Source organism: Candidatus Pseudothioglobus sp. Uisw_041, assembly GCF_048087625.1.
GTDB lineage: Bacteria > Pseudomonadota > Gammaproteobacteria > PS1 > Pseudothioglobaceae > Pseudothioglobus.
Genome location: NZ_CP159805.1, coordinates 1600951 through 1616268 on the forward strand (window position 1 = coordinate 1600951; position 15318 = coordinate 1616268).

17 protein-coding genes and 1 pseudogene are annotated in these 15318 nt (G+C 35.4%); 8 read left to right on the forward strand and 10 right to left on the reverse strand.

Annotated features, from left to right (window positions below; genetic code table 11):
• Positions 1-7 precede the first annotated feature (7 nt).
• Positions 8-829, forward strand: coding sequence for a 3'(2'),5'-bisphosphate nucleotidase CysQ (gene cysQ / locus ABXT44_RS08160; RefSeq protein ID WP_416686807.1), 822 nt, complete (start codon positions 8-10; stop codon positions 827-829).
• Here the strand turns inward: cysQ and nadC are convergent.
• The 7 genes and pseudogenes from nadC to nudE all read right to left on the reverse strand — a co-directional run bounded on the left by nadC (position 763) and on the right by nudE (position 5633).
• Positions 763-1584 carry a carboxylating nicotinate-nucleotide diphosphorylase gene (gene nadC, locus ABXT44_RS08165; protein ID WP_416686808.1) on the reverse strand — a complete coding sequence of 274 codons (822 nt, stop codon included), beginning with the start codon at positions 1582-1584 and terminating at the stop codon, positions 763-765. The two genes, cysQ and nadC, sit on opposite strands and share 67 nt — an antisense overlap.
• Positions 1577-2661: pseudogene (gene lpxB, locus ABXT44_RS08170) on the reverse strand (lipid-A-disaccharide synthase). Before lpxB ends, nadC begins: the two are co-directional and overlap by 8 nt.
• A gap of 43 nt (positions 2662-2704) precedes the next feature.
• Positions 2705-3004, reverse strand: a complete 300-nt coding sequence (yhbY, locus tag ABXT44_RS08175) for a ribosome assembly RNA-binding protein YhbY (protein ID WP_416677863.1) — start codon at positions 3002-3004, stop codon at positions 2705-2707.
• On the reverse strand, positions 2991-4244 hold the full coding sequence (gene lysA, locus ABXT44_RS08180; RefSeq protein ID WP_416686809.1) for a diaminopimelate decarboxylase: 1254 nt from the start codon (positions 4242-4244) through the stop codon (positions 2991-2993). The genes yhbY and lysA overlap by 14 nt, the downstream gene beginning before the upstream one ends.
• Positions 4245-4256: 12 nt before the next feature.
• A complete protein-coding gene (gene lptM / locus ABXT44_RS08185; RefSeq protein WP_416686811.1) occupies positions 4257-4391 on the reverse strand; it encodes an LPS translocon maturation chaperone LptM in 135 nt (44 codons plus the stop codon).
• A gap of 33 nt (positions 4392-4424) precedes the next feature.
• Positions 4425-5084 (reverse strand): leucyl/phenylalanyl-tRNA--protein transferase, encoded by a 660-nt coding sequence (gene aat, locus ABXT44_RS08190; protein WP_416686813.1) that lies wholly within the window; start codon positions 5082-5084, stop codon positions 4425-4427.
• A gap of 3 nt (positions 5085-5087) precedes the next feature.
• On the reverse strand, positions 5088-5633 hold the full coding sequence (gene nudE, locus ABXT44_RS08195; protein WP_271558695.1) for an ADP compounds hydrolase NudE: 546 nt from the start codon (positions 5631-5633) through the stop codon (positions 5088-5090).
• Positions 5634-5820: 187 nt separating this feature from the next.
• On the opposite strand from nudE, the gene ABXT44_RS08200 reads away from it, so the two are divergent.
• Together ABXT44_RS08200 and ABXT44_RS08205 are read left to right on the forward strand one after the other, a co-directional pair.
• Positions 5821-7143: an aspartate aminotransferase family protein gene (locus ABXT44_RS08200; RefSeq protein WP_416686815.1), complete on the forward strand. Its 1323-nt coding sequence runs from the start codon at positions 5821-5823 to the stop codon at positions 7141-7143.
• Positions 7144-7145: 2 nt separating this feature from the next.
• Positions 7146-7925 carry a pyrroline-5-carboxylate reductase dimerization domain-containing protein gene (locus tag ABXT44_RS08205; protein ID WP_416686817.1) on the forward strand — a complete coding sequence of 260 codons (780 nt, stop codon included), beginning with the start codon at positions 7146-7148 and terminating at the stop codon, positions 7923-7925.
• A gap of 79 nt (positions 7926-8004) precedes the next feature.
• Here the strand turns inward: ABXT44_RS08205 and ABXT44_RS08210 are convergent, their stop codons facing one another.
• On the reverse strand, positions 8005-8889 hold the full coding sequence (locus tag ABXT44_RS08210) for an NAD(P)-dependent oxidoreductase (RefSeq protein WP_416686819.1): 885 nt from the start codon (positions 8887-8889) through the stop codon (positions 8005-8007).
• A gap of 126 nt (positions 8890-9015) precedes the next feature.
• Here ABXT44_RS08210 and ABXT44_RS08215 point away from each other — a divergent pair, with 126 nt between their 5' ends.
• Entirely contained in the window at positions 9016-9639 is a 624-nt protein-coding gene (locus ABXT44_RS08215) for a DNA-3-methyladenine glycosylase family protein (protein ID WP_416686821.1), read from the forward strand.
• Here the strand turns inward: ABXT44_RS08215 and leuB are convergent.
• Both leuB and rd read right to left on the reverse strand, forming a co-directional pair.
• On the reverse strand, positions 9636-10709 hold the full coding sequence (gene leuB / locus ABXT44_RS08220; RefSeq protein WP_416686823.1) for a 3-isopropylmalate dehydrogenase: 1074 nt from the start codon (positions 10707-10709) through the stop codon (positions 9636-9638). The two genes, ABXT44_RS08215 and leuB, sit on opposite strands and share 4 nt — an antisense overlap.
• 60 nt (positions 10710-10769) lie before the next feature.
• A complete protein-coding gene (gene rd / locus ABXT44_RS08225; RefSeq protein ID WP_416686825.1) occupies positions 10770-10934 on the reverse strand; it encodes a rubredoxin in 165 nt (54 codons plus the stop codon).
• Between the two features lie 160 nt (positions 10935-11094).
• Here rd and cysS point away from each other — a divergent pair, with 160 nt between their 5' ends.
• The 4 genes from cysS to adk all read left to right on the forward strand — a co-directional run bounded on the left by cysS (position 11095) and on the right by adk (position 15317).
• Entirely contained in the window at positions 11095-12483 is a 1389-nt protein-coding gene (gene cysS / locus ABXT44_RS08230; RefSeq protein WP_416686827.1) for a cysteine--tRNA ligase, read from the forward strand.
• Positions 12458-13144 carry a GMP/IMP nucleotidase gene (yrfG, locus tag ABXT44_RS08235; RefSeq protein WP_416686829.1) on the forward strand — a complete coding sequence of 229 codons (687 nt, stop codon included), beginning with the start codon at positions 12458-12460 and terminating at the stop codon, positions 13142-13144. The genes cysS and yrfG overlap by 26 nt, the downstream gene beginning before the upstream one ends.
• A 259-nt stretch (positions 13145-13403) precedes the next feature.
• Positions 13404-14648, forward strand: a complete 1245-nt coding sequence (locus ABXT44_RS08240) for a 6-phosphofructokinase (protein WP_416686831.1) — start codon at positions 13404-13406, stop codon at positions 14646-14648.
• A gap of 15 nt (positions 14649-14663) precedes the next feature.
• The gene (gene adk, locus ABXT44_RS08245) at positions 14664-15317 is read left to right on the forward strand and encodes an adenylate kinase (RefSeq protein ID WP_416677881.1); all 654 of its coding nucleotides are present in this window, start codon (positions 14664-14666) and stop codon (positions 15315-15317) included.
• Position 15318 lies beyond the last annotated feature (1 nt).

Genomic DNA, 15318 nt, shown 5'->3' on the forward strand with positions numbered 1-15318 from the left:
TTGGCTTATGCTAGACACAATTCTTTCAGAACTAATAACTCTTACTGTTGAGGTAGGAAAAATTATTATGTCTCATCGCAAAAATTCAGGAAACTTCATCATGAAGAGTGACAATACCCCTGTAACTCAGGCTGATAAAGAATCAAATGAGTTAATCATAAATACTTTAAAAAAACTAACTCCTAACACACCAATACTATCTGAAGAATCATCTAACATCCCTTTTTCATCTCGAAAATCTTGGGATGAATATTGGCTAATCGACCCTTTAGATGGAACTCGTGACTTTATAGATGGCTCACCAGACTTTTGTATTAGCATCGCTCTTATTCGAAATCATTACCCAGATTTTGGTTTAATCTATTCGCCATTTCACAAAGTGCACTACTATCGGCTGCCAAGTCAATCATCAATAAAACTGGTTGGAAATAAACCTCATAAAATTTCTACAAAAAAACCTAATAGGTGGGAAAAAATCGTAGTGGGAAGATACTCAAATAACAATAAACCTCTTAAAAATCATCTTAGATCTAAAACAAATTTTGAAACTTTTAAGCTTGGAAGTGCGCTTAAATTTTGTTTAATTGCAGAAGGGGTTTATGATTGCTACCCTAAATTTGGGCGCTGCTCAGAATGGGATACTGCAGCTGGGGTATATATTCTTGAAGGCGCAGGTGGCACAGTTCTTGATTTAAATAATAAACCCTTAACTTATAATTTCAGAGAAGATAACCTAAGCCCAGCCTTTAAGGCAGTAGGGTATCAAGAAAATCTCAAAGATAGATCAACCGCAGCAACATCTTTTGTAACTGAGCCAATTGAAATATAGTCAACACCAGTCTCTGCATAACTAACAATATTTGTTTCATTCACTCCACCTGAGGCTTCAATTGGATATACACCTTGCGCAATTTTGACAGCCTCTTTAAGATCTATAAGACTAAAGTTATCACAAAGAACTCTCGTTATTCCCTTTATTGATAGTACAGAACGAAGCTGCTCCATAGTCTCTACTTCAACCACAATTGGTTTTTCAGGATATTTTTTAAGAGCTTTCTTTATGGATTTATCAAGGGAACCAATCGATAAAATATGATTTTCTTTTAGCATAATACAGTCATAAAGCCCCATCCTATGGTTCACACCACCACCACACTTAACAGCGTATTTTTGTGCTTTTCTTAAGCCCGGGATTGTCTTTCTTGTATCAAGTAATTGCGCCTTTGTTTTACCTATGAGGTTAACTAGATAGTTCGTTTTAGTTGACGTACCACTTAAAATTTGAAGAAAATTAAGTGCCGTTCTTTCTGCAGTAATGATTGCTCGAGATTTTCCTTTAATATTGCAAATAACTTCGCCAGGCTTAACCTCGTCACCATCCTTCAAATTCCATTTTATTTGAATGTCTTTATCAAGAGATAAAAAGCATAAGTCAAAATACTCTGTTCCACAGATAATCGCTCGATCTCTACAAATTATTTCAGCATTTATAATGACGTCATCAAGAAGGCTTGAAGATAGGTCTCCAGAACCTATATCTTCTGAAAGTGCTAACTCAACTATTTTTTTTAACTCTTTATCCATCTAAGAACTCAATGATTGCTTCGGCAGACTTAACACTTGCTTTTTGATTTAAAAGACCATGAATTTTTTCCAATTCTTTAACTAGTTTTGTATTATCTGATTCAATTAACTTCATAGCCTGTTCAAAAATGTTTTGACCATTTACGTCATTTTGAAGTAATTCAGGGACAATGTCTTTCCCTAAAATTTTATTTGGCAGTGAAACATTTTTAGTATTTAGTAAAGGCTTAACAATCTGATAACTTACCTTTGAAAGTTTATATACCACAACCATCGGCACAGCAAGTAATGCCACTTCTAAGGCTGCAGTTCCTGAGGCAACAATAACTAGATCAGAATTTTTAATCTTTTCATGTGCATCACCAGAACTTAGAACAATATCCAGTCCTTGAATCTTATCTTCTACCCAGTCCTTTAGACGTTCGTTTGCAAGTGACAAGCTAAATTGAATCTCAGGATCTTTTTACGCATCAATTTAGCAGCCGACAAAAGCTCAGGCAATAAAGTTTTAATTTCAGCCTCTCTTGATCCTGGCATTAATAAAACTTGCTTATTTGGCATATGATTTTTTCGAGGCTTTAATTTTTCAGCCAATGGATGTCCAACAAAAATAGCTTTTTGCTGATGAGTGCGATAAAAATCTACCTCAAATGGAAAAAGACAAAGCATTAAATCGGCTGACTTTTTAATTTTATGTATCCGATTTGCTCGCCATGCCCATACTGAAGGACTAACAAAATGAACCGTTTTAACTCCATTTTTTTTAAGTTTTCTTTCAATCTTAAAATTAAAATCAGGAGAATCAACTCCAATAAAAACATCAGGCCTATTGGATGAAAAGTATTGAATGATAGATCGTCTAAGCCTCAAAATAGTGGGCAGTTTCTTTAAAACTTCACTAAGGCCCATCACGTTGACTTGGTCAGTATGCCATAATCTTTTACATCCAGCAGCAGCCATCTTGTCACCTGCTAATCCTTCTATTTCATAATCAGGTCGGTACAACTTCAGTGCACTCACTAGTGATGATGCGACAAGGTCGCCAGAAGTTTCTGCAGCACTGATGGCAATTTTCATTTTATCTAAGCATTAACAGGATTTATCTAAAGCATTTTAATCTTTATGATCTTGGTAGAATAATATCAGGATTATCTTCAAAAGGCCTATAAATAACAATCACCCCTCCAATCACTTGAATTAGTTCAGCCTTAGAAAGCTCTATAATTTTATTAATAATCTTTAGTTTTTCTTCACGATCACTGATTCTTAACTTAATTTTAATCAGCTCATGCTTGAGCATTGTTGATTCCATTTCAGCAAGCACCGACTCACTTAATCCATGCTGACCAATCATTACAAAGGGCTTTAAGTCATGTGCCATAGAACGTAAATATTTTTTCTGGTTATTAGTTAGTTTCATTTTTTAATATCTTCTCATTTTTAAAAAGTGATTCAGTAGTTTCTCTCATTCGCACTAATTGATGCACAGAACCATCAACCATTACTTCCGCAACTCTTGGCCTAGAGTTATAGTTAGAGCTTAAAACAAATCCATATGCACCAGCGGTCATTAGTGCAATATAGTCTCCCTGCTTAAGAGTAAGACTTCTGCTCTTTGCCAAAAAATCTGCAGTCTCACATACAGGTCCAACTATGTCCCATGAATCCTTTATGCCTTTTGAATTATCTTCAATTGTAACCGCCTGATGATAGGAGCCATAAAGAGCAGGTCGAAGTAAATCATTCATTGCACCATCGACAATTGCAAATGATTTCAATTCATTCTGTTTTAAATATTCAACCTTGGTGACAAAGATTCCTGCATTCCCAACAATGGATCTACCAGGTTCTACCATAATCTTCAGATCACCAACTTTTTGAATTACTGAATGCATGTAATCATTAATACTTATAGGTGTTTCTTTGTCATAAGTCACCCCTACTCCACCACCAATATCGATATGATTTAAATAAATTTCCTCTTCTTCAAGCCTTGCTATAAGTTCGAGTGCTTTATCAAGAGCCTCTAAGAAAGGTGAAATGTCTGTAATTTGCGACCCTATATGGTAATCTAAACCAAAAACTTCAAGATGATCTGAAAGGTTTGTCTTTTTATACAAAGATAGAGCAATCTCAACGCTTACTCCAAACTTGTTTTCAGTTAAGCCTGTCGAGATATATGGATGAGTCTTTGCATCTACATTCGGGTTCACTCGAATAGATATTGGTGCATTCATCTTTAGTGAAGCCGCAACAGACTCAATTCGGTCTAACTCAGCTACTGATTCAACATTGAAGCAGTAAATTCCGTATTCAAGTGCCTTTTGAATCGCTTGCTCTGTTTTAGCAACTCCAGAGAATACACATTTTTTTGGATTACCACCTGCAGCAATTACTCTTTCAAGCTCACCAATTGAAACTATATCAAATCCTGAACCTAGGTTAGCAAGAACATTTAATACTGCCAAATTTGAGTTCGCCTTTACAGCATAACAAATTAAATGAGGATGCGAACCAAAGGATTTTTCAAACTGTTGCCAGTTAAACTCTATTTGACTTTTAGAATAAATGTAAAGGGGAGACCCATACGCGCCCATTAAGTCTGAAACAGGAACAGACTCGGCGTGTAATACTTTATTTTGAAAATAAAATGAATTCAATTAATTATATGTCTAGTAAGTGCTAGATGTTGACTCTCCAGAATCTATCTGGCCACCTTCATTCGAAGTTAAATCACCCATTCTGCCACATGCGGACAAAGTGAATACAAACGCTAGTAATACAACATATTTAAATAAAATTTTCATGGGACCTCTGATACTTTCTTTAATACTAGTATTTTACACAAAGGCCTTCAGCTGTTGTATAAACAAATCCCTAGGCATTTTGAATGCACCTAAACTTTCTAAATGATTGTTCTCAACTTGACAATCAATTAATTGATATGAGCTCTGTTTAAGTAAGTAAGCAAAAGCAACTTTTGATGCATTACTCACTAATGAGAACATAGACTCACCAAAGAAAACATCTCCCAAAGCAACACCATAAAGCCCACCAACAAGCTCTCCATTTTCATAAACTTCGTATGAATGGGCGTGGCCAGACTCATGAAGTTTACAATAAGCCTCAATCATTTCATCATTTATCCATGTACCAGATTGTCCTTGTCGCACAATTTTTTGACATTGAACTATGACATTTTTAAAGTCGGTATTAATACAAACCTCAAATTTAGAAGATTGAATGACTCTCTTCAAGCTCTTTGAAAGATGAAATTTTTCAGGTGTAATAACCATTCTTGGGTCAGGCGAATACCAAAGTATAGGTTCATCCTTGCCATACCAAGGAAAGATTCCTAATGAATAAGCTTTCAGTAATCTTTCAACGGACAAATTACCGCCAATTGCAATCAGTCCATTAGGCTCTGTTAGTGCAAGACTTAGTTTTGGAAATTCAGAGTTGTTTTCATCAAGCCAAAAAGAAGGTGGTATTTCGCTCACCCTTTATCGACCTCGAATAATCTCTCTTGCCATATACAAAGCAAGTATGCTTCGTGCTTCCGTTAAATCTTCATTATAGGTAAGCGTTTCTAGTTCAGATAGCTTATGAGGAACTATCTCTAGTGGTTCTGGCTCATCTCCTTCAGCCGACTCCTCATAAAGATCTTCAGCAAGAACAATATGAGTTGCATTTGATTGATAGCCTGGAGCAAGCGTAATGGTTTTAAGAAAAGTAAGCTTACGAGCACCATAACCAATCTCTTCTTTTAACTCTCTTCCAGCAGCTTCTATAGGAGTTTCGCCCTTATCAATCTTGCCTTTTGTTAGGCCTAGCTCATAGCGCTCAGTTCCACCAGAAAATTCATAAATCATTAGAACAGTATCATCATCAAGCATTGGAATAACCAAAACTGCACCATTTCCTCTAGACATTAACCTTTCATAAATTCGAGTCGCTCCATTTGAAAATTCAACATCCATAGACTCAAGATTGAAAATACGGCTTTGTGCAACAGTGTGAATATTTGTTAGTTTTGGCTTTTTTCGCATAGCAATATTATGCCATTGGTTTAGTGCAATTTAATAACAAAGATAAATTTAAGTAATTATTAATCTTGTAATAAAAAAGAAAATGTTAACATAGGGTTAATGGGCTTTAGTAGTCATTAAAAATAGCTTATAAGACTTTTATAAAACATATTGAAATTACAATATATTCGCTTTTGGGGCATAATAAATGAAAAAAAATACATCTGAAAGTCTCTTTGCAAGAGGCTCTAAAGTTTTGATAGAAGGAGTTTCATCAGCTTCTAGAGGGCCTGCAGCATTTGGCACAACCCCTAGATATATGTCTCATGGCGAGGGATCTAGATTATACGACGTAGATGGTAGAGAATATATAGACTGGATGATGGCATTTGGAGCTCTTCCATTAGGACATGCACATCCAAAAATTGTGACCACAGTTACAAAAGAAATTGCACGTGGAAGTCATTTTGCAACTGCTTTAGAAGTTGAAGTTGAAGTTGCAGAAATCTTAGTAAATTTACTGCCGCATGTTGATAAAGTAAGATTTGCTAACACAGGAACAGAAGCAGCTATGGCAGCAATTAGACTTGCACGAGGTCATACTGGGCGTCGAAAAATTATTAAATTTGAAGGTCACTATCATGGGTGGTGGGATGCTGTATTAATTAATAGCAACCCTCAGCCAATAACCTCGTTAGGGCATCCTAATTCTCCAATAAGAATTCCAGATAGTTCTGGGATGACAGAAGAAAGTTGGATGGATACCATTATTGTTCCATGGAATGATTTTGATGCACTAGAGAGAGCAATGGCTCTTCATGGCCGTGATGCTGCTTGTGTTGTGACTGAAGGAATTATGTCAAATATGGGCGTAATAGTACCAAAACCAGGGTACCTTAATAGAATTGAAGAGCTCTGCAATGAACATGGTGCCTTATTTTATTTAGATGAAACTGTTACAGGATTCAGGGTTGCTGCTGGTGGATGTGCTGAACTTTATGGCTTAAAGCCAGATATTGTTACTTATGGAAAAGCACTAGGCTCTGGGGTTCCCATGGCAGCGATTGGTGGATCTGACGAAATAATGTCTGGCCTTGAATGGGGAAAGGTTCTACATTTTGGGACACATAATGCAGGTCGATTAGCATTGCATATTTGTAAAACGATGCTTACAACAATGTTAGATGACAATCAGGCAGGTTTTGTCAAAATTAAAGATCTTGGCATTAAACTTAGAGAAGAAATCCAATCTATTTCTAAAAAAAATAATAAACATAAGATGGTTTGCCAAGGTGTGAATTCCATGTTTCAAATCTTCTTCACCGACCAAAAAGAAATCTCTAACTATCGTGACTTTTGTAGAAGTGTAGATCGTTTAAAATTTCGAAATTTTGCGTTGAGACTTTTTGATAAAGGAATTTATATGAATCCATCAGCTACATTACATTCATTATCCTCAATTGTCCATACAGAAAAGGACATTGAAGTTACTGCTCGTGCAATATCTGAAACGCTTGATGAAATGCCTTAAAAATGCCTAAAGCACTAAAGAAAATTGGAATACTTGGTGCTGGTCAACTTGCCGAATTTATTATCACTGGAATAGACAAGGTAAGTGCTCCTTTCGATTTTATGTTGTCACCAAGATCTCATGAAAGAGGATTAAAACTAAAAAATAAATTTAATTTAGAAATTGCAGAAAGTAATCAGCATCTCCTAGATAGCTGTGATATGGTATTTATCTGTTTGCCATCAAATAATTCACTCTCAATCTTAGGTGATCTAAATTTTCGAAAAGAAAATAGTATTTTATCTGCAATTGCAGGAATAACAAGAGCAGCAATCTGCAGAACAACTAACTGCAAGGCAGTTCACACTTCAATGATGCCAGGATATGCAAATGCATCTAATAAAGGACCCAGTCTTTTATTTCCAGAAAACTCTGAATGGCATGAATTTCTATCATTTTTAGGTCCCGTATTTGAGTGCAAAACAGAAAAAGAATTTAATGTTGCTGCAATTATTGGAGCCGTCTCAGGAGCAAGTTTTGTTCTCTTTGAAACTCTTTCAAAATGGTTTGAAAATAATAATTTATCTTCAAAATTTTCTCAAAACCTTCTTTTAGAAACCCTTAAAGGAAATATAGAAATTGCACTAGAGAGTGATGAAACTTTAAGTGAAATCATATCTAAAGTAGCAACACCTGGAGGAATTACTGAGAGCTTAGTTAATCAATTAGATCAAAAAGAAGCTTTATCATCATGGTTGGAAGGTATGGACACTATTCTAAATAATAATTCATCAAAAAAATAAAGTAATAAGCTTTCATTAAGTGAAGCAGTAATCATATTTTTTTGCACTACATGAATCTTAGTAATATCAAATTTTAATGTTATTTATTCAAGTCATTAAATAACATTAAAGCTGAAGTATCACTATAAGTATGGCCTTTATCCATTAAGTTAACATATCGATCATAAACTTCCTTGGTAAATTCTAGATTTGAATTATTAGAGCTCGATTGATCAATACAATAGCCCAAGTCTTTTACCATCCACTTAATAGCAAACCCAAAATCAAATTCTCTTTGATGCATTGTTTCAGCTCGATTTACCATTTGCCAAGATTGCGCTGCTCCTCCAGAGATTGCTGATAACAAACTATTCATATCAAGATTTTCAGCTTCTGCAAATAATAAGCCTTCAGACAAGCCTTGCAGTAAACCTGCAATACAAATCTGGTTTACCATTTTAGCAAGCTGCCCTTTTCCAGATTCGCCCATATAAGTAACATTTTGTGAATAGGTATTTATCAACTCTTCTGACGCATCAAGGACTCCTTTACTCCCACCTGCCATGACACTAAGAACTCCATTAATTGCTCCTGCCTCTCCACCACTAACTGGAGCATCTATAAATGACACTCCTTTTGCAGCTAAGGACTCATTTAAGTGCTTGGCTAATTTATAAGAGGTTGTAGTATGGTCAATAAAGATTGATCCTTTTTTAAGATGGGTAATCATCCCTTGTTCAGCAAATACAATTTCCATCATATCTTCATCTCTTCCAGTGCATGTAACAACAAAGTCGGCATCCATTACTGCCTCTTTAATTGAGCTGGAAACCTCGCACTCATAATCCTTACTCCATGCAGCAGCCTTTTGAGGAGAGCGATTAAATACTTTTAAATTAAATAGATTTGACTTAGATAGATGACCAGCCATAGGATAGCCCATAGTTCCAAGTCCAATAAACGCTACATTTTTTTTTATACCCATTAGATTCCTTGATTACTGGTTAATGTTATAAATCAGATTATACGATACTGCGTTTTAAACATATAATCAGATATAGTAAATATTTATCAAATAAAATTCTTTTAATATAAATAACCCTATTTTTTTATGACAAACCCAGATTATTGGCAAGATTCACTTAGCTATTTAACTAAGACTGATAAAGCCCTTGGAAATATTATTAGCCAATTCAAAGACTACTCTATTTCATCTCGAGGAAAAGCTTATGAAACCTTACTTCGCTCAATAGTTGGTCAACAAATATCTATTCAAGCAGCGTCAAGTGTTTGGAATAAAATAGTTGAATCAGTTAAAACTATTGAGCCCAATAAGGTTCTATTAACAAGTAGAGAAAATTTAAAGCTATGCGGCTTGTCCAAGCAAAAAATACAATATATTTATAACATTTCTGAACATTTTATTACTAACAATATTGAAAATAATGCATATTGGGAAGGACGAAGTTATCTTAGTATCTATGAAGAACTCATCACTATTAAAGGAATTGGCCCATGGACTGCAGAAATGTTTGGCATGTTTCACTTGCTAGAAAAAGATATTTTTCCACTGAAAGATGTTGGGGTTATAAGGGCTATGAACCAACTCTACAATAACGGCAAAAAACTTGATATAGATAAAATTATAGAAATTTCAGATACATGGCGCCCCTACAGGTCCGTTGCCTGTTGGTTTTTATGGCGATCTATTGATAGTGAAGAGGTGCTCTACTAAGACTCTATAGCCATAACAATTAAATCACCCATCTCCTCAGTTCCAACAACTTTATCTCCAGCTGCAGAAATATCCTTGGTTCTATAACCTTTATCCAGTACTTCGCTAACAGCTAAATTAATTTTATCAGCGAGCTCCACCTGATTAAGTGAGTACCTAAGCATCATTGAAACAGATAATATAGTTGCTAGTGGATTGGCAATATCTTTTCCAGCAATATCTGGTGCTGAACCATGGATAGGCTCATACATTCCAAAATTATTCTTATCAAGAGAAGCAGATGGAAGCATGCCAATTGACCCCGTGAGCATTGCGGCACAATCAGACAAAACATCCCCAAAAAGATTACTTGTAACCATAACGTCAAATTGCTTGGGATCTCTTACAAGCTGCATTGCTGCATTATCGACATACATATGGGAAAGAGTGACGTCTGGATAGCTTGATGAAACTTCTTCCATGACTTCTCTCCAGAGTTCAGAAACTTCAAGGACATTTGCCTTATCTACAGAGCAAAGACGCTTTCCTCTTTTTCGAGCAATTTGAAATGCAGAGTGACCAATCCGGGCTATTTCAGATTCATAGTAGGTTGCTGAGTTAATTCCAAAACGCTCTCCATCTCTTACTTCAATTCCTCTTGGTTCTCCAAAATAAATACCACTAACAAGTTCACGAACGATCATTAGGTCCAAGCCCGCTACAATTTCAGTTTTAAGACTCGAAGCACTTGCTAATTGTGGATAGAGAATTGCAGGCCTTAAATTAGAAAATAACTCAAGTTCAGATCGAATACCTAGTAGTCCTCGCTCTGGCCTTAAATCTCTTTCTAATGACTCCCATTTTGGTCCTCCAACAGCGCCTAATAGTATTGAGTCACAACTCTTAGCTGTCTTGATGGTTTCATCAGGCATAGGGGATCCAGTCTCATCATACGCAATTCCACCCAAAAGACCATGAACTAGCGACATACCCATTTCATGGTTAGCATTTAATGAGTTAATCACCTTAAGAGCTTGGGCTACAATTTCTGTACCAATACCATCACCTGGTAAAATTAATATTTTTGACATATTTGATTAGAAGTTAAAACTTTAATTAATGTATTTTACGCTGGCTCTATTGTATTGAATCTAAATTTCCACCATATCGAAATCTTCCTTACCAGAGCCACAAAGTGGGCAAACCCAATCACTAGGTATATCTTCCCATATAGTTCCAGGACTAATCCCTTCATCAGGAATTCCTTTAGTTTCATCATAAATCCAGCCGCACATATTACATTTATATTTTTTCATAATGATTTTAGAAGAGCTGTCAAGATAGCTAGGTAAGGCTTAACTAATAAAAAATTAAAAAATAATTATACATTTTTTAAGTCATTAATTGATAATCATAGTTAGAACAAATATAACTGGTATTAGTATTAATTAAGATAATCCAGTATAAAATATCTCAATGCTCAAAATTTATAATACGCTTACTAATCAAAAAGAAGACTTTTGTCCAATAGACCCAAACAATATTGGAATATATGTTTGTGGAATGACTGTTTATGATTTTTGTCATATGGGACATGCTAGAGTATTAGTTATGTTTGATGTCATTACGCGTCATATGAGGCGAAACTACCCAAACGTTCAATACATAAGAAATATTACTGATATTGATGACAAAATTATTAGTCGAGCAATAGAAAATAATGAGGATATCTACTCTCTGACAAATCGATTTATCGATGCTATGCATGAGGATGAAAAAGCGCTAGGAGTTCTCAGTCCTGATATTGAGCCTCGCGCTACTGACTCAATCGATCAAATGATAGATATGATTGAATTACTTTCAAAGAAAGGACTTGCCTACCAAGGCAAAAATGGTGATGTTTTTTATTCTGTTAGAAAATTTAAAGACTATGGCAAGCTTTCTGGGAAAAATTTAGATGATCTGGTAGCTGGTGCACGAGTAGATATTGAGAGTAATAAACAAGATCCTCTTGATTTTGTTCTCTGGAAAAAAGCAAAACCAAGTGAGCCCAAGTGGTCTTCTCCATGGGGAGAAGGAAGGCCAGGTTGGCATATAGAATGCTCAGCAATGTCGACTCACTTTATATCAAATCATTTTGATATTCATGGTGGTGGAATGGACTTAACATTTCCCCATCATGAAAATGAAATAGCCCAATCAGAGGGCGCTAATAATTGCAAATTTGTCAACACTTGGATGCATGTTGGATTCGTTAATATTAATGATGAAAAAATGAGTAAGTCGCTTAAAAATTTCTTTACTATTCGTGGTGTATTAGATAAATATGATGGTGAGACTCTTCGATATTTTCTTATAAGCAGCCATTATCGCTCCCCACTAAATTTTAGCGACACGAATATTGAAAGTGCAAAATCTGCATTAAAAAGACTTTATACTGCAACAAAAGGCTTTTCCTCTAGTAAAAAAATAGACGCTCAAGTAGGCAAGACTTTTGATTATGAAGATAGATTTGATGCCGCATTAAATGATGACTTTAATACTCCTATTGCATTAAGTATATTATTTGAAATTGCTAAGCAAGTAAATATTGAGCGCTCAAAGGATTCTGAGCACGCTGCATCTTTGGCTCAATTACTAAAAAAATTAGGCAACTACTTGGGTATCCTTGAATATGATGCTGAGGTTTACCTGCAACAAGGCTCAGAACTATCAGAGGCTGAAGTTACCATAAAAATAAATCAGAGGGATGAGGCTAGAGCCTCTAAAAACTTTGCAATGTCTGATCAAATTCGTGATGAACTTTTAACACTTGGTATTATTCTTGAAGATAGTATAGATGGCACATCCTGGCGAAGAAAATAAACTAAATTCCCACATTGATTGGAGTCAAATTGATACCATTTTGCTTGATCTAGATGGGACGCTCTTAGATTTAAACTTCGATCTACATTTTTGGCTTAAATATCTTCCAAAAGTTTATTCTGAAAAGCACAATATTAGCTTTGAGGATTCAAAAAATATAATAATTTCAATGCTTGATTCTCAAGAAGGCAAATTAACTTGGTATTGTTTAGACTACTGGGAAGAAAAACTAGATTTTGACATCATGAAATTAAAAGGTGATATTTCTCACTTAATTCAAGTTCATAATCATGTTCTAAATTTCCTTATTACAGCAAGATTGAAAGAAAAACGTATTTACTTAGTAACTAATGCTCATCGAAAAGGCATTGCACTAAAAATGCAAATGTCAAAGCTGGAAGGCTACTTTGATAAAATTATCTCTTCACATGATTTTGGAGTTGTTAAGCAGGAGCAACAATTTTGGGAGCAATTGACAACTGTCATTCAATTTGACAATGAAAGAACAATTTTTTTTGATGACTCGCTAGATGTCTTAAAGTCAGCTTCAACATTTAAAATTAAGAATATAATCGCAATAAATAAACCAAGTAGTATGATTGATAAAAAAATAGTTCCTGGCTTTATAAATATTGAGAATTTTCTTGAAGTAATGCCATAGAAAGTATTATTAGCAACTTGCAAATTATTAATGAAACAAATTGACACAAAATCTTAATTTGTCCTCTATAAAATTATATTTCTTTAAAAATACTTAATATTAATATAATTAAACTGCACTATAGAATTATTGAAGGCTATATTTACTTCAAATGATATACTTCTGTTCAGTTAGAAGAGAAATTTATAAGTGGGCTGATTAGCAGCGTCCTTAAACTTATCTCCTTTTTATTTTAACTACAAACTAACAATAAAATATTATGAAAAATGCTTTTTATGCTCAATCTGGAGGAGTCACAGCAGTAATAAATGCTTCGGCTAGTGGCGTTATTGAAACAGCTCGTAAACACCCAGATAAAATTGGCACCGTATATGCAGGTGAGAATGGAATCATTGGAGCCTTAACTGAGAATTTGATTGATACGTCAGTTGAAACTGATGCCGATATAGCAGCACTAACTCACACTCCTTCAGGTGCATTTGGGTCTTGTCGCTATAAAATGAAGTCTCTTGAAGCAAATAGAGCTGAATATGAACGCTTAATTGAGGTTTTTAAGGCTCATAACATTGGTTATTTTTTTTATAATGGTGGGGGCGACTCGGCAGATACCTGCCTAAAGGTATCTCAGCTCTCGGAAAGTATGGGGTATCCGATTCAAGCGATTCATATTCCTAAAACTGTTGATAACGATCTTCCTGTTACTGATAATTGCCCTGGTTTTGGCTCGGTAGCTAAGTATATTGCAGTCTCTACGATGGAGGCCAGTTTTGATGTCGCATCAATGGCTGCTACGTCAACAAAGATTTTTGTACTTGAGGTTATGGGACGTCATGCTGGGTGGATAGCAGCTGCTGGTGGGCTTGTTGACTCGTCAATACCCGTTGTAATTCTTTTTCCAGAAATTGACTTCAATAAAGAGAAATTCCTAGAAAAAGTAGATACGAATGTAAAAGAGTTTGGCTACTGCACTATTGTCGTTTCAGAAGGAACCAAATGGCCTGATGGAAAATTTTTAGCTGAGCAAGGAACGCGTGATGACTTTGGACATGCTCAATTAGGCGGCGCAGCGCCAGTTGTTGCAAATATAGTAAAAAAAGCCTTCGGCTATAAATTCCACTGGGCAGTAGCAGACTATCTCCAGCGATCAGCCCGTCACTTAGCATCGCATTCAGATGTGGAGCAAGCTTATGCACTTGGCAAGGCTGCAGTTGAAATGGCACTAGATGGTAAGAACTCCATTATGCCTTCAATTGTCAGGTTATCTAATAACCCCTATAAATGGGAAATAGGTTATGGCGAATTAAAAGACATTGCTAACGTCGAAAAAATGATGCCAGAAAATTATATTTCAGAAGATGGATTTTCAATTACTAAATCATGTCGTGAATATTTGCTTCCACTTATTGAAGGTGAGAACTATCCACCGTATAATAATGGGTTACCCGATTATGTCGTAATGCAAAAATCAAAAGTTAAGAAAAAATTACCGCCTTTTGAAGTTTAACTACAAAGTGTCCATATGAACGTTATTTTATTAGGGCCGCCTGGTGCTGGAAAAGGTACTCAAGCAGCTCATATTTGTGAAAAATTTAATATCCCGCAGATTTCTACGGGTGATATGCTGCGGGCAGCAGTAAATGCAGGAACTTCTATTGGACTCGAAGCAAAAAAAACTATAGACGCAGGAAACCTTGTCCCAGATGAGATAATTATTGCTTTGGTTAAAGAAAGAGTTCAATCAAAAGATTGCAGTAATGGCTATTTACTTGATGGATTTCCTAGAACCATTAATCAAGCTGATGCTCTTAAATTACAAGGCATTAAGATTGACTATGTTGTTGAGGTTAAAGTTCCAGACGATGACATAGTAGTTAGAATGTCTGGTCGCCGCGTTCATTTACCTTCAGGAAGAACATATCATATTGCCTTCAACCCGCCAACATTAAAAGGCAAGGATAACTTAACTGGTGAAGATTTAATTCAGCGCGTTGATGATGATGAAACGATTGTTAGAGGACGTTTAAAAATTTACCACAAACAAACTGAGCCACTTGTTAAATACTATCGTGATGATGCAAAAATTGCTGCTTCAGGCTCAAAGTTTATCGCTATAAGTGGAGTTGGCTCACTTGATGAAGTCAAAAACAGAATTACATCAGCTCTAATTAGTTAAA